The following is a 17,940-nucleotide window of genomic DNA, read 5'->3' on the forward strand; positions in this document are numbered from 1 at the left end:
TGATAAAGACAGATAATCCGGCATAATCCTCCCAATGCTTTTCAACCAGCGTGCAGACATACCACGCAACCAACAAGGGATAGTATCCCGGGAGATGATCGCATGGCCAAAACGAAGGTCCTCTTTATCTGTACTGCGAACGCTGCCCGCTCCCAGATGGCGGAGGGGTTGCTCCGCGCCCGGCATGGTGATCGTTACGAGGCATATAGCGCCGGTACACGCCAGTCAAGGATCAGCACACGGACCATAGCAGTGATGCAGGAGATCGGGATCGATATCTCGCATCACCAGTCAAAAACCCTTGATGCGGTGTCCGGATCTTCCTTTGATGTTGCCGTAACGCTCTGCGACAATGCGCATGCAGTCTGCCCGACCGTACGCAATGCCGCGAGGACACTACACTATGGATTTACCGATCCCCACCTGACACCGGGAACGGAGGACGAGATCCTTGACGGTTACCGGCGGGTCAGGGATGAGATAGCAGCGTGGATCGATGCCACGTTCGGTCCTGAATGATAACAACTTTACCGAAACCTCCCGACACCCAGAACCCGACAACAAGATTGATGAAATGCCATTGCCTTCATTGAAGTAGGACCGGTACTGATGAAACGGACAAAGAAGGCGGACATTTACACGGAATCCCTTGAACTTCACCGGAAGCACAAGGGCAAGATAGAGGTCTATTCGAAAGTCCCGGTGAAGAACCGGAAGGATCTCTCCCTTGCCTATACCCCCGGCGTTGCAGAGGTCTGCCGGGAGATCCACAGGAACAAGGATCTCGCTTACAAGTATACCCTCAAGGCCAACACGATTGCCATCGTGACCGACGGCTCCCGTGTCCTCTCGCTCGGGAATATCGGGGGATACGCGGCGATTCCCGTTATGGAAGGGAAGGCACTCCTCTTCAAGAAGCTTGCCGGTATCGATGCCTTCCCGCTCTGTTTCGAACGCTACCACCTGGAATTTGCCGATGACATCAGGAATATCGCCCCGGTCTTTGGCGGGATCGCGCTGGAGGATATTGCGGCGCCACGGTGCTTCGAGCTCGAGGAGTCATTGCAGGATATCGGTATCCCGGTGATGCACGACGACCAGCACGGTACAGCAGTCGTTGTCCTCGCAGCACTCATCAATGCCTGTAAAGTGACAAACAAGAAGTTCGAGGACTTAAACATCGTTGTCTCCGGGGCCGGGGCGGCAGGATACGCGATCACCCGGATGCTCAAGTGCATCGGTTACAAACCCGGCCTCTGCAGCAGTGTCAACGACATCATTGTCTGCGACAGGAACGGGATCATCCACCGGCGCCGTGATGGCCTGTACGCAAACAAGTATAAGTTCATCATCAGCGAGGAGACCAACAAGACCGGCAGGACGGGATCCCTGGCCGATGCCCTGAGAGAGGCCGATGTCTGTATCGGCGTCTCTGTGCCCGGGATTATCACCCCCTCGATGATCCGTTCCATGAACAAGGACCCGATCATCTTTGCCCTTGCCCATCCGACACCGGAGATCCTTCCCGGGGACGCACTCCAGGCGGGTGCAGCAATTGTCGGGACCGGCCGGAATGATTATCCCAACCAGATCAATTATGCACTCGCATTTCCCGGGATCTTCCGGGGCGCACTCGATGCCCGGGCAACCCGGATCTCAGATGAGATGAAAGTCGCGGCGGCCCACGCACTTGCAGACTTTGTCAAGCGCCCCCGCCATGACCGGATCCTCCCGGCCATTCTGAACCGTCGCGTTGTCTCTGCGGTAGCAGAGGCGGTCCGGAACGCTGCCGTGGAAAGCGGCTGCGCACGGGATATCGGTTAAACGATCAGGAAGAGGGCCGGTCCTGCTGCAATACCTGGCACACATTTCCCATGAGAAAATGATGCCGCAGGAGATCGTCAATAAAACGGGCACTCCGCTCACGCGCGACAATCGGTTTCCAGCAGATACCACAATCAGTATCCCACAGGACAAGCCCTTCAGCCGGAGCAGGTGAGAGGGCTTTTTCCGGCTCCGCAGTAAGGAGATGGTCAATGAGATCCACGTCCTCCTCTCCTTCACCGATGCGGAGCAAAGCAGTTGCCATGCAGCGCACCTGGTGCCAGAGGAAACTTTCTGCAGTTACCTCAAGGCAGACAAAACCTCCTTCTTCCAGCACCCGTGCAGAATAGACCGTCCGGCACGGGTTCCTCCCGTCCATTCGGGCAAAGCTGGAGAAGTTGTGGCTACCGACAAACCGCGCCGCTGCGTGTGCCATTGCATCAATGCAGGGTGGGGCACGGGAAAAGAAATACCGGTATGTGCGTTTCTTTGCATCATACCGCGGGTGGAAGGTTGGGGACACTTCCGCATATGCCGTGCACCAGCAGTCGGGAGGCAGTTGCAGGTTGATCGTGGCGACTGCCCGCTCCGGTACATCCGTTGAAAACGCCGCTACCTGCCCGATTGCGTGAACCCCCCGATCGGTTCTGCCGGCGAACAGGAAGCCGGCATCCCGCCAATCCGAGAAGAGGCTGAGCCGCTGGCAGGCGGCAACGAACTCTCCCTCAACAGTCCGCTCGGAGACCTGCATCTGCGATCCGAAGAACCGGCTGCCAAGATAGGAGACCCGGAACGCAAGCCTTACCGGAGCTGGATGTGACGGGTGATCCGCTTGATCTTTCTCCATGTGTTGTTGATTGACTGGCGCGTGTACGTGCGCAGCGGCGTTTTCCTGCCGCCATAGGATACTCTTCCGGCCCGGATTGCATCGAGGATGGCAGGGACATTCTTTTCCGCGTCAACATAGGTCCGGCCAAACCCGACGAACTTTGCGTTGTGGGCATCGCTGCCTCCGACACACGGCTTGCCGAGACGCTTTGCAATCCTGGCCGCCTTTTTGTTTGCCGAGCCCACAATATACCGGCTGTTGAAGACCTCGACAGCATCGACAACGTTCATCCCCACTTTCTTCCGGCGGGCAACCCCGTGGCGCCAGACATGGTACGGGTGGGGGAGGATGGCAAGAGCGTTCATCTCCCGTGCAATCCGCACCGTTGTCACAACATCAAGACCTGCGGGGATGACCTCGGTGACACCCAGCACGAGAAGATGGCCCTGTTTTGTGGAGACCTCGATACCGGGAATGACAAGAACGGGAGACGGGATCGTGAGGGCTTTCTTCGCCCCTTCGACAGAGTCATGGTCCGTGATGGCGATCGCGTCGAGCCCCTCTGCTGCTGCCTGCCGGAGGATCTCCTCGACACTGCTCTCCCCGTCCCTGGAATAACTGGTATGCACGTGCAGATCGCAGGCTAGCATCTGATCATAGTGTTTTTATCTCTCTGGTATTAAGGGAACTTATGCGCATCCTCCTCCCTACCGGCTCCGCCACCGAAGAGATGGTCCGCCAGGCAGCCGCCGGGTGTGACGCAGACGTCATCGTTACCGGGGAGATCGCGTCCTTTCTGACACCGCACCAGATTAAGGTGATCCTGCAAAAGAAAAAATACGATATGGTGATCGTTTCCGGGATGAGTACGGCTTCATTCGAGCAGGTCGAGCGTGAAACCGGGGTCCCGGTATACCGTGGGCCGCGTCATGCGGCAGACCTTTCGCTGATCCTCCCCCTCATCGAAAAAAACTCCCTTTCAAAGACTGTTCCCGCAGACGATTTCCTTGCTTCGCAGAAGGCAAACGAGGCAAAGGCCCATGTTGAAGCAAGTGAGCGGGAGGCTGAATGCGATTTCATCATCCGAGGCGTGAAAATTGGCGGTGAATCGCGGATGAAGGTCCTTGCCGAGATCATGGACGCCCACCGATGCGATACTATATGTGAGCGGGTTGGGCAGTTCTTTGAATCAGGGGCGGATATTGTTGACCTGGGATTCGGATTCGATGCAACACCGGAAGATGTCACCCGGGTCTTCTCAGAACTCGACGGGATCGATCGTCCTCTTGCAGCGGACACGCAGATCCCCGCGTTAATAAGGGCGGCTCTTATCCGGGCCGATCTCATTCTCAGCCTGCAGGAGGAGAACATCCCAAAGGTCGGCAGGGAGGTGGCAGAGGCCGGGGCAGCAGCAGTGATTGTTCCGGGGGCGAGCACGCTAACAAAGAACATCACACTGGCAAAACGGGAGGGAGTCCGGTGCATCATTGCCGATCCCCTTCTCCAGCCGGCCGGGTCCGGGCTGGTCTCCTCGCTGAAGAATTTCCAGAGGGGGTGTCATCCCCTTTTCTTCGGTGCCGGCAATGTCGCCGAGCTCATCGACGCCGACTCCCCCGGTATCAATGCCCTCCTCGCGGGGATGGCGATGGAGGTGGGGACAGCAGTGATCTTCACCAGCGAGCACTCAGATAAAACCCGGGGATCCGTTCGCGAAATGCGCAGGGCAACGGAGATGATGGCCCTTGCCCGCGAACGGCCCTACCCGAAGGATCTCGGCATCGACCTCCTCCTCTTAAAGGAGAAGCGGCGCCGGCGCGAGCCCCCCTTGAACTATGAAACTATCACCAGCGCTCAGAGCATGCCGGATGAGATCGAGTACGATCCGAACGGGAATTTCCGGATCGGCATCGAGGGTGACCGGATTGTTGCAGTTATCCATGGGAAGGCGGTGCAGGGCACGCGCTGGCAGGATGTTTTGCACACCATCCTTTCGCAGGGAGATGTCTCTCTTCTCGATCATGCCGGTTACCTGGGCCGGGAACTCTACAAGGCGGAACTGGCAATACGGTACGGGCGCAGTTTCGAGCAGGACGGGGAATTCTGATCAAGGATCCAACGCTTTATCTCCCGAAAAGGGCACCTGTACAGCATGGCAGCACAGGCTCGCGCATCCCACATTCTTGTCAAGACGGAAGAACAGGCAAAACAGATCATGAAACGCCTCTCTGATGGAGAGGAGTTCGACAAGGTCGCCCGCAGGTTCTCTTCCTGCCCTTCGGGTAAGAAAGGTGGAGACCTTGGCTGGTTTGGCAAGGGCATGATGGTCCCTGAGTTCGAGAAGGTCGCATTCGAGGAAGAGGTCGGCAAGGTCGTCGGGCCGATCAAGACCCAGTTCGGGTTCCATGTCATCAAGGTGACCGGGAAGAAGTAATCCCCGAAGGGGAAATCCATCTATGGATACTGTAAAATTTTTTTTAGGCATCGGACTCGCTGTCGTGATCGTCTTTGCCGGCGTATCTGCATACTCCCATTTTATCAGGTCCGTTCCGGCTCCGGTTCCAGCTGACCATGACACCCTCTATCAGGTCTCGACAATCGATGCACTCATGCTTGGAGTGTATGATGGAGTCAGGCCAATCAGAGACCTGAAGAGCCGCGGGGATTTCGGGATAGGAACCTTCGATGCTCTCGATGGTGAGATGATCGTCCTGGATGGTGTCGTGTACCAGGCAAAGGCAGACGGCACGATCCTCAGCGTGCCGGACAACCTGACCACACCATTTGCCACGGTCACGTATTTCCAGGCCGACCAGAATATCACCACGAAAAATCCGATGAACCTCTCGGTTTTCGCAACGTCGATGGAAGAGCAGCTCCCGACCGGAAACATGATCTATGCGGTCCGGATGCACTGCACATTCCCTTTCATGAAGGTGCGCTCGGTCCCAGCCCAGCAGGAGCCCTACCCGGTCCTCTCTGAGGCGGTAAAGAACCAGTCCGCATATATCTTTTCCGGAACAACGGGGACTGTCGTAGGCTTTTATACCCCGGTCTTCTTCAAGGGCGTGAATGTCCCCGGTTTCCATCTCCACTACCTGAGTGACGACAGGACAGCAGGAGGCCATATCCTCGACTTCACTCTGCCTGCAGACACAGAGGTCGAATACGATATTACCCCGGGATTTACCATGGCCCTTCCCACGAGCGGGGATTTCACCGGTGCAGACCTTTCAGGCGACCTGAGTTCTGACCTCGCAAAGGTCGAGAAATAACACCTTTTTCATGACAGTATATTTGAGCAAGCGGGACCAATAATTCCGGTATATCCGGCATCAGCGAAGCCGGACGGGGCAGAGACATGAACATCCGTGGAATCCGGCAGGACCTCCTTTCCCTCCTTCTCCAGATGGGGCGCGAGAATCACCCGAACGAGTTTGCGGGCATCATCCGCGAGCAGGACGGGATCATGGAGGAGCTGAACCTGTTGCCCGGGACAATCGGGCGCGAGGACTCTGCCTCCGTTTTTTATGATATGATGCCGCTCGATACCCATGTTGCCGGCAGCGCCCACAGCCATCCCAATGGCGTAATCCTCCCTTCTGACGCCGATCTCAGCTTCTTCCCGCGGACCGGGCGGTACCACCTGATCATCGGCTATCCCTACCGGAAGAACAACTGGCGATGTTTTACTGCCAACGGTGAACCCCACGATCTGGAGGTGATCCCATGACCGGGCGCCGGATAGTTGCCACCGGGACGTTCGATATCCTCCACCCGGGGCATCTCTATTACCTGAAAGAGTCGAAAAAACTCGGCGATGAACTCTGGGTCATCGTTGCCCGGGACTCGAATGTAAAACATAAGCCCCGCCCGGTCATCCCGGAAGAGCACAGGCTTGCCATGGTCGCGGCATTAAAACCGGTCGACCACGCGATCCTCGGGGACAAAATTGACATGTTCCGGCCCATTGAAGAGATTCGGCCAGAGATCATCACCATCGGGTTCAACCAGCTCTTCAATGAACAAAAACTGGAAGACCAGCTCCGGGCAAGGAGCATCGCCTCCCGGATTGTCCGCATCGGGAAATATGCCGATGGCGACCTCTGCAGTTCGCGGCTGGTCGTCCAGCGCATCCTCGACAAGCGGTGCCACGACCTGCACCACCCGGAGCACAAAGATCATTGATCCACAAGGAACAATTTTCCAGCCTCTCCAGCCGGAACCCTTATCGCTTCCGGCCATAATCCTACACGTACCAGGAGTCTTGTGGTATGGAACGGAGCGTGCAGGAAGAGATCGATTACCTGAAAGCAATTTTTGCTGAAAAAGGGGTGAGAGCAGAAGAGATTGCCCCGGGAGACATCGTGGTTTCCCAATGGGTCCGGTTCAAGTGCCGGTATGGGTGCAAGGGCTATGGCAAGCATTTCGGCTGTCCGCCGTATGCCCCTTCACCGGATGAGACGCGGCGCATGGTGAACGAATACTCTATCGGGCTCCTCCTCTGGTTCGAGGGGGTGCCAGGCCATGGGGAGTTTGGCCCGGATGATATCCCCGATGATTTCCACCCGTGGTATGCTGATCTCATCCGCTGGGTGAACGGGACCGTGCACGAGCTGGAGAAGACGGCTTTCTACGACGGGTTTTACAAGGCGTTCGGGTTCGGTGGCTATCCCTGCATCTGGTGCGAGCACCAGCACTGCGTGGCGGAGGAGTCCGAGGGGATCGTGGACGAAAGCCTCCGGAGAAAATGCCGCCATATGGACCTTGTCCGCCCCAGCATGGAAGCGGCAGGCATCGACGTCTTTGCCACCGCCAGGAATATTGGCTGGAAGCTCTCAACCATCCCGTGCAAAAACAGGGAATACGGGAAGATCGTCCACTCCCGTATCACCTCGGTGGGCCTCGTCCTGATCGAATAACTGCTACCTGCTGCTGTGGGGCCGGTGCATGAGGGCTTTTCTCCGGTTGTGATGGGTGAGCCCGCGCCGCATCCAGGTACTGTATTTTGCGGTGAACGCACCGACAATGGTCGTGAAGATTACCAGTGCGGCAATGACCGTCCCGACAACCGCCGACCCGTACAGCACAGCAAGGGCGATGGAAAACTCGCCACGGCTGATGGTATTTGCCCAGATCTCAAGCCCTGACATGGCAGAACCGTAAATCGTGATCCCGATGAGCATACCGGAGATGAATTTGCTCACCACAGCAAGGAGACAGAGGATCAGGATACTGAACAGGTCTGTTCCCGCGGTGAAATTGATCGTTACCCCGAAGAAGACAAAGAACATGACCAGAAAGACATCCTTGAACGGGCGGGCATGCTGCTCGAACGCCTCCGGGTCTGTTGTGGCGAGGGCGGCACCAAGGGCGATCACCATCATACTGTCAGGGACACCGAACACGATCGCGAGGGCGGCCGTGGTGAGGACTGCGGCAAAGGTGAAGAGGATGGGGGTCTCGTCGTCGCGGTCGAGAATCGAGACAAGGAATTCCTTGCCATAGTGGGCGATGGCATACATCACACCGAGGGCCAGCACAATCTTGAGGAAGAAGTACAGGAGGTCCTTGTTCCCTGACGAAAGGAGGGCGATGATCGCAATCAGGACAATGTCCTCAAAGACCTCCAGCCAGATGATCAGCTCGGCCTCTTTCATCATCAGTTTCCGGTTCTCGATAAGCGTTGTGATGACGATAGCCGTGCTGGTGATGTAGAACGCCGTGCCGATGATGAAGGACTCAAGCAGCGTGAACCCGAGGAGATAGGCGGCGGTAAACCCAATCCCCATGTCAACGATAAGGCCGATAATGCCTGCTGTAAGTAGCTTGGAAGGATCAGCTATCATCCGGTCTAGCTTCAGGCCAAGGCCCATGAAGAAGAGGAGGAAGAGCAGGCCGATCTCCGAGAAGAACTGGCTGATCTCGTCCGACTGGACAATGCCCAGCCCGGCCTTCCCGAGCACAATCCCGGCAAGGATATAGAACGGGATAGCCGGGACCGAGAGATATTTGGAAATAAGCGCAAGCACCAGACAGACGAAGAGCGCGATGATGAAGCCTTCCATTACTTCACCAGTATTTCACTCTCAAATTTTTTAATCTGGTCGCTTTCGCCAATAACCAGTGCCGCATCGCCCTCCTCAAAGGCAAACGATGGCGGCGGATTGATGATGTTCTTGTCCTGACGGCAGACCGCAATCACGGTTGCGCCGGTCTTTGCGCGGATCTGGAGGTCTTCGATCGTCTTTCCTGCATTCATCTTGGGAATGTAGAACGTATGGATGGTGACCCGGAGATCGGCAAGCGCCGAGAACGCTATCTCCACGCTCTCCTGGTCGGCTTCGATAATTGCCCCGGTGAGAATATTACCCAGGCGCCGGGCCTCAACAGGGGTCATCTCGGCTGCACTGGAGGCCTGGCAGCCCTTCTGGAGCGTGTACATCTGGATTGTCCCCGTCGAGGTAAAGAAGATTGCGACGGTATCGCCCTTCTCTGTCTTGAATTCATATTTGGTTCCCACGCCGGGAAGTTTCAGCGATCGAAGCGCCATAAGACAGATTTGAGAAGGTTTCCTCAAATAATTATGGTTGTAAGAGGGGGGTGCACCGCCATCCGGCGCTGCACGAAAAAAGGAAAGTGGGGTTTTAGGTCTTGAGAGGTCGGGAGGTGCGATGCACGAAGTTACTCTGGCATCTGACATGTGAGGGGTCTTTCGCCCTCCCCACATACCCTGTTGAAAGACCGGGGGTATAAATCCCGGAGAGGGCGGGGTGAAAGTGAACGCTGCATGCGGTTGCCCAGGGTAGCCGGGGGAAGACAAACAACCATTTAACCCGCCCTGCCGGACACTGATCCATGGATCGGGCAGGGCATGTCCATATCATAAGCGCCGGAGAGAAGATACAGGTCGCGTATCCCGCACTAATCCGAAAACTCCCGACCATCTCCCGGACTATTGTGTTTACCGACAGCACCATTCATGAGGGATCGGTGGACCCGGAAACGGAGAGGCACCGGCTCGCGGTCCGGAATGCGGTCGCAGCGGTACAGGAGATCGCTGCATCGCTCTCGATACCCGTTTCCCGCGAGCTGATTTTTCCACCGTCATATGGGTCGGTCCGGTCAGCGCTTACAAGGATACAGCGGGAGAACCCGGATGCACGGTTCATGTTTGACCTGTCGGGAGGGTCAAAAGAACTCTGCATGGCGCTTTTTGCCTTTGCGCCCTGGCTCGGCGGGATGGTCTACTCTCCTTTGACGAAAAAACCGCACGCCACGTACCGCTGCCGGATCACTCGGTAAGTTCCCTGCTTTCCAGTCCCAATCACCAGATGATCCTCGCGATTCTCCTCAACCGGAAGATGATGGGAAAGGACCCTGCAAAGGGAGCGGCTTTTGCAGGCCCTGAAGTGTGGGTGCCCCGGTAGTACCTGTACGGGCAGCTCTTCTCGTCCTATGTGCCAACCCGGACAAAGAAGGCAGAACCGGGGGGTGCTTCCGGACCGGCCATCCATGAGAGAAAAGGCCGGGTGCCGGGCTTGTCGAGGAGGAATTCTCTGTGGACAGCCGGAAAGAGAAGAGCTACCGGATTACGGAAGCCGGGGAGACTGCCTTCCGGTTCTTTTCCGATCCTGCAACCGGTTCACTGGTCAGGAGCATGCTGGAGGGGGCTTGATTAGGACCCGGGATCGTTTTTCCAAACGCGTTGGACACCATTTTTTGGGTGAAGACCCTGCTGAAAATTTTTTCATCGCGATCATGAGGTGTTAGTTGATGAGGCTACAATCGGATAATTAACCTACAATCTGCATGTACATGCTACAAAACTTTTGGATCTCCGGCGTGATGGTGCAACCTATGAAGCCAAGGGGTGGTTGAAAAATTTTAGGCAGGGGGCAAGGGGGCGATTGAAAATTTTTTTTCGCACGAGCGATCGCGTTTTTTTTATGCGAGCCGGATCCGGGTTTTCATGCAAAATTCTCAGCTCAATTATGATACTTTTTTCACCAGCACGGATGATAAATAATGATAGATCTCAAGACCGCGTATTGCGCTCTCCGATCATTCACAACCACCTGCAGGAGTTGGACACCATCCCAGAAATACCCAAAGAAGAATACATCCTGAAGTGCACATCAGCCTGTGCCGGGTGCAGCGATTCGCTCTCCCTCCGGTACGTGCTCAAGGCAGCAGGACCGGATACGGTCCTCGTTGTGCCGGCATGCTGCACGAGCGTCATCCAGGGCATCTACCCTAACACAGCCTTCAACGTTCCTGTCTACAACATCGCGTTCGGTGCTGCTGCTGCGTGCGCCTCGGGCATGAGCAACGCGTTCCGGGCAGCCGGGAAAAAGACCAACGTCATTGTCTATGCCGGTGACGGCGGGACGCTCGATATCGGTATCCAGGCGATGTCCGGAGCGTTCGAGCGGGGCACGGACTTCCTCTATATCTGTTATGATAACGAGGCGTACGGCAACACCGGTATGCAGCGTTCGAGCGGTACGCCGCTCGGGGCACGGACTACCACAACCCCGGCAGGGAAAACCGATGCCAAAAAGGACATCGATGCCATCGCCGCCGCGCATGATCTGCCCTACCAGGCTACGGCCTGCGCAGCTTACCCGCAGGACCTGTTCAAAAAAGTACAGAAAGCCCTCGCGATCCGGGGCCCGTCATTCATCCATATCCTCGCCCCCTGCCCGCCCGGGTGGCGCTACTCAACAGAGAAGAGCGTTGAGATGGGCAAGCTCGCAGTAAAGTCAGGTATGTGGGTGCTGTACGAGCGTGAGTACGGGAAACTCACCATCGGCCCGCAGTCGAAGGTGGCAATGAAAAAGCCCATACCGCTTGAGGATTACCTCAAGCCGCAGGGCCGGTTCAAGGGCATTGATCCCAAGACGGTTGATATCCTGAAACAGCGTATTGCAAAGAACTTTGCAAAGCTGGCTGCAGAGGAGGCGACGCCATGAAGAAGATCGCCACCGGCAACAAGGCAGTTGCAGAAGCCGTAAAGCAGGCCGCACCAACGGTTGTTGCCGCCTACCCGATCACCCCGCAGACCGAGGTCGTTGAACAGGTTGCCGAATTTGTCTCCAGCGGGGAGATGAAGAGCCGCTACATCGCAGTCGAAAGCGAGCATTCGGCAATGGCTGCCTGTATCGGTGCGAGCATCACGGGGATCCGCACCTTTACCGCAACGAGTTCCCATGGTCTCCTCTACATGCACGAGATGACCAACTGGGCTGCGGGCGCCCGGCTCCCCATTGTGATGGCAAACATCAACCGTTCGCTCGGCCCCGGCTGGAACATCTGGGCAGAGCATACCGATGCCCTGCAGGAACGGGACACCGGCTGGCTGCAGGTCTATGTCAGCACCGTGCAGGAAGCCTACGATGCCACGCTGATGGCATTCCGGATTGCGGAGCATAACGATATCCTTCTCCCCGTGATGGTGAACCTTGACGGGTTCCTCCTCTCCCACATCATGCAGCCGCTGGACACCGTTGACCTTGGGGATTTCATCCCCCCCATCCACCTCCCGCATGCAATCGATGTAAAGAACCCGGCTGGCTATGGCTGCCTTACCGGCCCTGACCAGCAGTTCCGGTTCCGCTGGGACATCGAGCGGTCGATCCGTGACTCGGTGAAGGTGATCGAGGAGACCGAGAAGGAATTTGCAAAGCGGTTCGGCCGGAAGTATGGCTTCACGGAAGACTACCGGTGTGCGGATGCAGAGGTCGTGATCGTGGCCATAGGTACGCTCGGAAAGGAGGCAGAAGTGGCAGTCGACATTCTCCGGAACGATGGGATAAAGGCCGGGTCCATGCGCCTGCGCTGGCTCCGCCCGTTCCCGGAGCTTGACCTCAAAGGGAAGCAGGTCGTTGTCATCGACCGCGACTACTCGTTCGGGCGCGGGGGGATCCTCGCAACCGAGATCGTGGCACAGACAAGAGAGCCGGTCTTCAGCGTGATTGCCGGTATCGGCGGACAGGAAGTTACCTATGAAGACATTGCCGGGTTTGTCCGCAACCGACGCATAGGAGAAGAGTTCTGGTTCGGGGTGACCAGCAATGTTTGAGATCCGCATCCATTCCCGGGGCGGGCAGGGCGGTGTTACCGCAGCCCGGCTCCTCGCCCTTGCAGCGATCCACGATGGCAAGTACGCAACGGCAGCACCGTTCTATGGGGCCGAGCGCAGGGGCGCACCGATCGTCTCGTTTGTCCGGATCGATGACAAGCCAATCCGGATCTACAGCCAGATCAAAAAGCCTGACATGGTAATCGTGCTTGATGCAAGCGTCATGGACGTGGTCGATGTGCTGCAGGGCCTGAAGAACGGGGGAAAGGTCCTGGTCAACAGCCAGCAGAAGAAAGACTTCCCCGGGTTCTCGTCAAGCAATGTCGACCTTACCGGCATCGCCTTACGGGAGAACCTTGTGGTCTCCGGAAGCCCCATCCTCAATACACCGGTGATCGGTGCCCTTGCAAAACAGGGCCTGGTCTCCGCGGAGTCCGCAAAGAAAGCCATCAAGGAGATGTTCTCCGATGAGCGGAACGTGAAAGCTGCCGAGGCAGCATACCAGGAGATGAGCGCATGACCCCCTCACAGACACGTGAGCGCCTCGCAATCAACAGGCCGGTCCCAGGAGCAGCCGGCAAGACCGGGACGTGGCGGGTCTTCCGGCCGGTTGTCGATAAGGAGAAGTGCAATGCCTGCGGGCTCTGCCAAACCTACTGCCCGGACGGCGCGATTGATGAAGAACTTATGATCGACCTGGACTTCTGCAAGGGCTGTGGTATCTGTGCCAACGAATGCCCGAAGAAGGCCATCACCATGGTCAGGGAAGAAAAGTAACTTTTTTTGCGCCGGTAAGGCACGTATACCGCCGGTTTTACAGGCCTTTTTCTTCAGCGCCTGCCATGAACTCGAGATCGAACTTATAGAAATGCGTAAACCGGCAGTTTCGGCACCGGACCGTGAGGATGCGCGAACTGACGAAGATATCATGGGGACCGGTAACGTGGCAGTTCCGGCATGTCGCATCCTGCACAAGTTCCCAGACCGGATACTTCAATCCCTTGCCCAGTTTTCCGGAGGGATCAACAGCTTCGATCCGGGGGATGAAGACCCGTGTCGCACCGCAATGATCGCAGACCACCTGTGCCTGGTACGGCACCGCGGTAATGATCTGGTCTGCTATTTCCCTGCAATGATAACAGTCTGTCCGATATTTCGTTGAGATGAACCGGTCGCTCATGAGAGATACTGGATCCGTCCGGGTTCATTAACCTGTTGAACATTCTCTGCGGTTCTTTGAGAAGAAATCTTCCTTGCGGGAGCCGATCCCGAAAGTAAACGGCTCCATGCAGTCCCCAGTCCCGTGATTACCCCAAAGCAAAGAGAAACGCAGGATTTCCCGGTTAAAAGAAAAATTGTGCTCCTAACAGAAAAAGAACGGAGATCTGATAAGTAAATTTAATCATAGGGAGAAATAAAACTACATATCATGAAGAAAATCCTTGGATTTCTTATTCTGGTTATCGCCCTTGTCGCGGCCAGCGGATGCACCCTGCCGCAATCGACAGCCCCGGTAACGACAACCGTTGCAACCGAAATACCAACCGCAGTTCCGACGGTGATTGAGACAACTGTTGAGGCGACGCCCGTTGCCACGACAGAACCTGCCGTTGTCGAAACCACACCTGCCGCCACCACAGCCATACCGGCCGCCACGGAAACCACTGCTGAAGTAACGGCAACGAAGACCGCAATTGTGACCGCCGGAATGACCCCGTCCACCAAGGTCACCGTGATCCACATTGCAAACGATTCCTTCACTCCCTCTACGCTGATGGTCCTCCCCGGGACACGGATTACCTGGGTCAACTCTGATAATAAAGTCCACTCGGTCAAGGCAGTCGGTGCCATTGCAGGGAAGTTCAACTCCATGGATATCACACCCACCGCCCAGTGGGGCTATGACTTTGGCGAGAACGAAGGCACCTTTGAGTATGCCGACGGCTACAACCTGAACGTGACCGGTGTCATCATCGTTAAGAAGGGCGAGTCCTTCTACGGCATGGGTACCCCGACAACCTATATGACCAGCAACGCAACCTGGTAAGACACCACTTTTTTTCTTTTTACGCCTCTGACCTGATCTGAGGATGGGCGCAGGAGAAAGTTCATAGATAATCCGAAGACATTGCCGTGAAAAACACGAAATGATGTAATGATGGGGGCTGATGTCCCCATACCCCCGGTTGTGATGAACGGCCGCCGAAGTCGAAGAACGCTTCACCGTCTTCTCCCATCTCATCCCCACGCGATTCGATGTCCCGTGAGGGGCCCTGAGGCGGGGAATCCTCACTCATATTCATAGCGCATGGATTTTTGATCGTTCCGGTGTGAACCGGATCGTTCATGCACGCTTCTACAGAGTGAATTTTTTATTGATAAACGAGGCAAGTGGTTCGGTGACTTGGAATACTGTTGCACTCCGGATCATGTGCTGCCAGTCACGTGTCAGTCTGGTAGAATACGGACTAAATGCGGCAAAGAAAAACAGCTGGATAATTCAGACGGAAACTATCTAAAAAAGGGGTATCGGGTTTAGAAATCGCCGCCCATGCCGGGAGGCATACCGCCCATGCCACCCATGCCGCCCGGGGGCATGCCGCCTGCGGGCTCGGGGGACTTGGACGAGGCGATGACATCGTCAATGCGCAGGATCATGACCGCTGCTTCTGCTGCGGATGAGATTGCCTGGGTCTTGACGCGGAGGGGCTCGACTACACCGGCTGCCTTCATGTCGACTGCCTTGCCTTCGAACACATTCAGTCCGTAGGTCTTCTTGCCCTTCTCGTGGGATGCACGGATCTCGACCAGCATGTCGATGGGGTCGAGACCTGCGTTCTCCGCAAGGGTGCGAGGGATGATCTCGAGTGCGGCTGCAAAGGCCTCGATGGCGAGCTGCTCCTTGCCGCCAACGGTTGCTGCGTACTCGCGGAGACGGAGCGAGAGCTCGGTCTCGGGTGCACCGCCACCGGCAACGACCTTCTTGTCCTCGACAACGACACCGACAACGCGGAGTGCGTCATGGATGGCGCGCTCGAGCTCGTCGACAACGTGCTCCGTGCCGCCCTTGACGATGATGGAAACCGCCTTCGGGTTCTTGCACTGCTCGACAAAGGTCATCTCTTCGCCGCCGACCTTACGCTCCTCGACAAGTCCGGCCTTGCCAAGCTCTTCCTTGCTGATGGCGTCGATAGACGAAACAAGGGTTGCACCGGTTGCCCGGACCAGCTTCTCCATATCACTCTTCTTGACACGGCGGGTGGCAAAGATGCCTGCCTTTGCCAGGTAGTGCTGGGCGATGTCATCGATACCCTTCTGGCAGAAGAGGACGTTTGCGCCGCTTGCAACGATCTTGTCGACAATGCCCTTGACCATCCGCTCTTCCTCATCGAGGAATGCCTGGAGCTGGTCGGGGGAGGTGATGGCGATCTCGGCGTCGACTTCGGTCTTCTTGAACTCGACAGCTGCGTTGAGGAGGAGGATCTTTGCATTGGTGACCTTCTTGGGCATCGCGGGGTGGACGCGCTCCTTGTCAATGAGAACGCCCTCTACGATCTCGGAGTCCTCAATGGATCCGCCGTTCTTCTTCTCGACCTTGATGTTCTCGATGTCTACGCTGCCATCGTCGTCAGCCACCATGGTGACTGCCCTGACGACGAGATCGCAGAGCTTCTCCTTGCTCGCCTCTGCGCTCTTGCCGGTCATAGCAGTCCCGGCAATGTTCTTCAAGAGTGCCTTGTCGGTTGGCTTGACATCGATGGCGATATCTTTCAAGAATGCCTGGGCCTTCTCTGCAGCCATGCGGTACCCGTGGGTGATAACGGTCGGGTGGACATCCTGTTCGAGGAGTTCCTCGGCCTTCTTTAAGAGTTCGCCGCCGATGACGACTGCGGAGGTGGTTCCGTCTCCGACCTCATCGTCCTGGGTCTTTGCGACCTCGACCATCATCTTTGCGGCCGGGTGCTCGATGTCCATTTCCTTGAGGATCGTGACACCGTCGTTCGTGATCACGACATCGCCGATCGTGTCGACGAGCATCTTGTCCATACCCTTGGGACCGAGCGTGGTCCTGACTGCAGCTGCCACTGCCTTTGCAGCGGTGATGTTCATACCCTGGGCGTCGCGACCGCGGGTCCGGGTGCTGCCTTCCTTGAGAATAAGAATCGGTTGTCCTCCAAGTTGCTGTGACATTAAAATCACCACGTTTTGCACTAGATTTAGCACTAAAATTGGTTTGTGGTTCTATATAAAGTTTGTTGAAAAATCATTCACCGAGCATGTCGAGGAGCTCGAAGCCGTCCTCTACCCGGTGGAGGCGCTTTTCACTGATCACAAGCGTCCGGCCGATCTTCTTCTCCTTTGCGGAGTCGGTGATGACGCACATCGCGTGCTTCTTTGCGATCTGCGACAGGTTACCGATCAGGGCAGCCCGCTTGACAACCTTCTGTGCCGGACCATAGCCGGTGAGGATCGTGTGCTTGTCAAAGGTGAGGAGCGCCTGGAAGGGTGCACCGTGCAGCGTATGGAACGAGATCCCGATCTGCTGCAGGAACTCCATCGGGCTCTGCAGGTGATCGTCGGACTCCTTCTTCTCCGATTCCATTGCCGGGGGCGGAGGTTCATGCCGGATCAGGTCGATTGCTTCGACAACTCCTGTGTCAAAGAACTCCTCGATCCGGATCGCGACATCGAGCGTGGTCCCCATCCCGCTCTCGTACTTGCTGATGGTCCGCCGCGAAACCCCGAGAACATTGCCGAGATCGCCAAGCGACATGTTCTGCTTCTCGCGGAGATCCTTGAGTGCATCCCCATTGATATTGACATACAGGCCGCCAGGTGATGCATAGACAAGCGGGGGGATCTTCTCCACAAAATAATCGTAGAGTGTTGCGGGGCTGATCGCGTAAATTCCGTACCGGACATACACAGCCCCCCGTTCCAGCTCGGCATCGCGGGCGCGCTCACCGACAATGAGCGGTATCCCACCTAGGAGCCGGGAGATGAGCTCAAGATCAAAGGCCATCTCCTCGCTCACGGAATCAATGTGGGAGACCACCTTGATGACAAGCAGCGTCCCGTCATTGCGCGCGATAAGGTCGAAACTCCGCGGGCGGAGCGTGAAACGCTCGGAAACATCGAAGCCGGCCGTGATCATTACACTGGTGACCAGCTGGAGCTGGCGGTCCTGGGACATGTGGATACAAAT

21 protein-coding genes are annotated in these 17,940 nt (G+C 56.6%); 14 read left to right on the top strand and 7 right to left on the bottom strand.

Going from position 1 to position 17,940, the window contains the following annotated elements; all coding sequences use genetic code 11:
• The first annotated feature begins 102 nt into the window (after positions 1–102).
• Both METFOR_RS14120 and METFOR_RS14125 read left to right on the top strand, forming a co-directional pair.
• A complete protein-coding gene (locus tag METFOR_RS14120; protein WP_015286837.1) occupies positions 103–519 on the top strand; it encodes an arsenate reductase ArsC in 417 nt (138 codons plus the stop codon).
• A gap of 90 nt (positions 520–609) precedes the next feature.
• Positions 610–1,824, top strand: a complete 1,215-nt coding sequence (locus METFOR_RS14125; RefSeq protein ID WP_015286838.1) for an NAD(P)-dependent malic enzyme — start codon at positions 610–612, stop codon at positions 1,822–1,824.
• A gap of 4 nt (positions 1,825–1,828) precedes the next feature.
• Here the strand turns inward: METFOR_RS14125 and truA are convergent, their stop codons facing one another.
• Both truA and METFOR_RS14135 read right to left on the bottom strand, forming a co-directional pair.
• On the bottom strand, positions 1,829–2,671 hold the full coding sequence (gene truA, locus METFOR_RS14130; protein WP_015286839.1) for a tRNA pseudouridine(38-40) synthase TruA: 843 nt from the start codon (positions 2,669–2,671) through the stop codon (positions 1,829–1,831).
• Positions 2,626–3,303 (bottom strand): CehA/McbA family metallohydrolase, encoded by a 678-nt coding sequence (locus tag METFOR_RS14135; protein ID WP_015286840.1) that lies wholly within the window; start codon positions 3,301–3,303, stop codon positions 2,626–2,628. Before METFOR_RS14135 ends, truA begins: the two co-directional genes overlap by 46 nt.
• A gap of 41 nt (positions 3,304–3,344) precedes the next feature.
• Between METFOR_RS14135 and METFOR_RS14140 the strand changes: the two genes are divergently transcribed.
• From METFOR_RS14140 to METFOR_RS14165, 6 genes are all read left to right on the top strand, one after another.
• On the top strand, positions 3,345–4,757 hold the full coding sequence (locus tag METFOR_RS14140) for a dihydropteroate synthase-like protein (RefSeq protein ID WP_015286841.1): 1,413 nt from the start codon (positions 3,345–3,347) through the stop codon (positions 4,755–4,757).
• A 45-nt stretch (positions 4,758–4,802) separates the two neighbouring features.
• Entirely contained in the window at positions 4,803–5,084 is a 282-nt protein-coding gene (locus tag METFOR_RS14145) for a peptidylprolyl isomerase (RefSeq protein ID WP_015286842.1), read from the top strand.
• Positions 5,085–5,106: 22 nt separating this feature from the next.
• Positions 5,107–5,925 (top strand): acetolactate decarboxylase, encoded by an 819-nt coding sequence (gene budA, locus METFOR_RS14150; RefSeq protein WP_015286843.1) that lies wholly within the window; start codon positions 5,107–5,109, stop codon positions 5,923–5,925.
• Positions 5,926–6,011: 86 nt separating this feature from the next.
• Entirely contained in the window at positions 6,012–6,383 is a 372-nt protein-coding gene (locus METFOR_RS14155) for a Mov34/MPN/PAD-1 family protein (RefSeq protein ID WP_015286844.1), read from the top strand.
• Complete coding sequence (locus METFOR_RS14160) at positions 6,380–6,838, top strand: adenylyltransferase/cytidyltransferase family protein (RefSeq protein WP_015286845.1); 459 nt, start codon at positions 6,380–6,382, stop codon at positions 6,836–6,838. The genes METFOR_RS14155 and METFOR_RS14160 overlap by 4 nt, the downstream gene beginning before the upstream one ends.
• Before the next feature lie 86 nt (positions 6,839–6,924).
• Positions 6,925–7,572 (top strand): DUF2284 domain-containing protein, encoded by a 648-nt coding sequence (locus tag METFOR_RS14165; RefSeq protein WP_015286846.1) that lies wholly within the window; start codon positions 6,925–6,927, stop codon positions 7,570–7,572.
• A gap of 3 nt (positions 7,573–7,575) precedes the next feature.
• Here the strand turns inward: METFOR_RS14165 and METFOR_RS14170 are convergent, their stop codons facing one another.
• Together METFOR_RS14170 and METFOR_RS14175 are read right to left on the bottom strand one after the other, a co-directional pair.
• Positions 7,576–8,718 carry a cation:proton antiporter gene (locus METFOR_RS14170; protein WP_015286847.1) on the bottom strand — a complete coding sequence of 381 codons (1,143 nt, stop codon included), beginning with the start codon at positions 8,716–8,718 and terminating at the stop codon, positions 7,576–7,578.
• A complete protein-coding gene (locus METFOR_RS14175; RefSeq protein ID WP_015286848.1) occupies positions 8,718–9,203 on the bottom strand; it encodes a cation:proton antiporter regulatory subunit in 486 nt (161 codons plus the stop codon). Before METFOR_RS14175 ends, METFOR_RS14170 begins: the two co-directional genes overlap by 1 nt.
• A 305-nt stretch (positions 9,204–9,508) precedes the next feature.
• Here METFOR_RS14175 and METFOR_RS14180 point away from each other — a divergent pair, with 305 nt between their 5' ends.
• From METFOR_RS14180 to METFOR_RS14200, 5 genes are all read left to right on the top strand, one after another.
• Complete coding sequence (locus METFOR_RS14180) at positions 9,509–9,955, top strand: hypothetical protein (protein ID WP_015286849.1); 447 nt, start codon at positions 9,509–9,511, stop codon at positions 9,953–9,955.
• Positions 9,956–10,746: 791 nt separating this feature from the next.
• Complete coding sequence (locus METFOR_RS14185) at positions 10,747–11,625, top strand: thiamine pyrophosphate-dependent enzyme (protein ID WP_048111478.1); 879 nt, start codon at positions 10,747–10,749, stop codon at positions 11,623–11,625.
• Complete coding sequence (porA, locus tag METFOR_RS14190; protein WP_015286851.1) at positions 11,622–12,734, top strand: 2-oxoacid:ferredoxin oxidoreductase subunit alpha; 1,113 nt, start codon at positions 11,622–11,624, stop codon at positions 12,732–12,734. Before METFOR_RS14185 ends, porA begins: the two co-directional genes overlap by 4 nt.
• A complete protein-coding gene (locus METFOR_RS14195; RefSeq protein ID WP_015286852.1) occupies positions 12,727–13,254 on the top strand; it encodes a 2-oxoacid:acceptor oxidoreductase family protein in 528 nt (175 codons plus the stop codon). The genes porA and METFOR_RS14195 overlap by 8 nt, the downstream gene beginning before the upstream one ends.
• Complete coding sequence (locus METFOR_RS14200) at positions 13,251–13,511, top strand: 4Fe-4S binding protein (RefSeq protein ID WP_015286853.1); 261 nt, start codon at positions 13,251–13,253, stop codon at positions 13,509–13,511. The genes METFOR_RS14195 and METFOR_RS14200 overlap by 4 nt, the downstream gene beginning before the upstream one ends.
• A gap of 37 nt (positions 13,512–13,548) precedes the next feature.
• Here the strand turns inward: METFOR_RS14200 and METFOR_RS14205 are convergent, their stop codons facing one another.
• Complete coding sequence (locus METFOR_RS14205) at positions 13,549–13,914, bottom strand: hypothetical protein (protein ID WP_015286854.1); 366 nt, start codon at positions 13,912–13,914, stop codon at positions 13,549–13,551.
• A 249-nt stretch (positions 13,915–14,163) separates the two neighbouring features.
• On the opposite strand from METFOR_RS14205, the gene METFOR_RS14210 reads away from it, so the two are divergent.
• Entirely contained in the window at positions 14,164–14,781 is a 618-nt protein-coding gene (locus METFOR_RS14210) for a cupredoxin domain-containing protein (RefSeq protein ID WP_015286855.1), read from the top strand.
• Positions 14,782–15,269: 488 nt separating this feature from the next.
• On the opposite strand, the gene thsA is transcribed toward METFOR_RS14210, so the two are convergent.
• Complete coding sequence (gene thsA / locus METFOR_RS14215; RefSeq protein ID WP_015286856.1) at positions 15,270–16,925, bottom strand: thermosome subunit alpha; 1,656 nt, start codon at positions 16,923–16,925, stop codon at positions 15,270–15,272.
• Between the two features lie 73 nt (positions 16,926–16,998).
• A complete protein-coding gene (locus METFOR_RS14220; RefSeq protein WP_015286857.1) occupies positions 16,999–17,928 on the bottom strand; it encodes a transcriptional regulator in 930 nt (309 codons plus the stop codon).
• Positions 17,929–17,940: the final 12 nt, after the last annotated feature.

Origin of the sequence: Methanoregula formicica SMSP (genome assembly GCF_000327485.1) — an archaeon.
Taxonomy (GTDB): domain Archaea; phylum Halobacteriota; class Methanomicrobia; order Methanomicrobiales; family Methanospirillaceae; genus Methanoregula; species Methanoregula formicica.

Excerpts from the sequence above, each read along its gene's own strand:
- METFOR_RS14120 (WP_015286837.1), top strand. The coding sequence starts at position 103 with ATGGCCAAAACGAAGGTCCTCTTTATCTGTACTGCGAACGCTGCCCGC.
- METFOR_RS14125 (WP_015286838.1), top strand. The coding sequence starts at position 610 with ATGAAACGGACAAAGAAGGCGGACATTTACACGGAATCCCTTGAACTT.
- truA (WP_015286839.1), bottom strand. The coding sequence starts at position 2,671 with ATGGAGAAAGATCAAGCGGATCACCCGTCACATCCAGCTCCGGTAAGG.
- METFOR_RS14135 (WP_015286840.1), bottom strand. The coding sequence starts at position 3,303 with ATGCTAGCCTGCGATCTGCACGTGCATACCAGTTATTCCAGGGACGGG.
- METFOR_RS14140 (WP_015286841.1), top strand. The coding sequence starts at position 3,345 with ATGCGCATCCTCCTCCCTACCGGCTCCGCCACCGAAGAGATGGTCCGC.
- METFOR_RS14145 (WP_015286842.1), top strand. The coding sequence starts at position 4,803 with ATGGCAGCACAGGCTCGCGCATCCCACATTCTTGTCAAGACGGAAGAA.
- budA (WP_015286843.1), top strand. The coding sequence starts at position 5,107 with ATGGATACTGTAAAATTTTTTTTAGGCATCGGACTCGCTGTCGTGATC.
- METFOR_RS14155 (WP_015286844.1), top strand. The coding sequence starts at position 6,012 with ATGAACATCCGTGGAATCCGGCAGGACCTCCTTTCCCTCCTTCTCCAG.
- METFOR_RS14160 (WP_015286845.1), top strand. The coding sequence starts at position 6,380 with ATGACCGGGCGCCGGATAGTTGCCACCGGGACGTTCGATATCCTCCAC.
- METFOR_RS14165 (WP_015286846.1), top strand. The coding sequence starts at position 6,925 with ATGGAACGGAGCGTGCAGGAAGAGATCGATTACCTGAAAGCAATTTTT.
- METFOR_RS14170 (WP_015286847.1), bottom strand. The coding sequence starts at position 8,718 with ATGGAAGGCTTCATCATCGCGCTCTTCGTCTGTCTGGTGCTTGCGCTT.
- METFOR_RS14175 (WP_015286848.1), bottom strand. The coding sequence starts at position 9,203 with ATGGCGCTTCGATCGCTGAAACTTCCCGGCGTGGGAACCAAATATGAA.
- METFOR_RS14180 (WP_015286849.1), top strand. The coding sequence starts at position 9,509 with ATGGATCGGGCAGGGCATGTCCATATCATAAGCGCCGGAGAGAAGATA.
- porA (WP_015286851.1), top strand. The coding sequence starts at position 11,622 with ATGAAGAAGATCGCCACCGGCAACAAGGCAGTTGCAGAAGCCGTAAAG.
- METFOR_RS14195 (WP_015286852.1), top strand. The coding sequence starts at position 12,727 with ATGTTTGAGATCCGCATCCATTCCCGGGGCGGGCAGGGCGGTGTTACC.
- METFOR_RS14200 (WP_015286853.1), top strand. The coding sequence starts at position 13,251 with ATGACCCCCTCACAGACACGTGAGCGCCTCGCAATCAACAGGCCGGTC.
- METFOR_RS14205 (WP_015286854.1), bottom strand. The coding sequence starts at position 13,914 with ATGAGCGACCGGTTCATCTCAACGAAATATCGGACAGACTGTTATCAT.
- METFOR_RS14210 (WP_015286855.1), top strand. The coding sequence starts at position 14,164 with ATGAAGAAAATCCTTGGATTTCTTATTCTGGTTATCGCCCTTGTCGCG.
- thsA (WP_015286856.1), bottom strand. The coding sequence starts at position 16,925 with ATGTCACAGCAACTTGGAGGACAACCGATTCTTATTCTCAAGGAAGGC.
- METFOR_RS14220 (WP_015286857.1), bottom strand. The coding sequence starts at position 17,928 with ATGTCCCAGGACCGCCAGCTCCAGCTGGTCACCAGTGTAATGATCACG.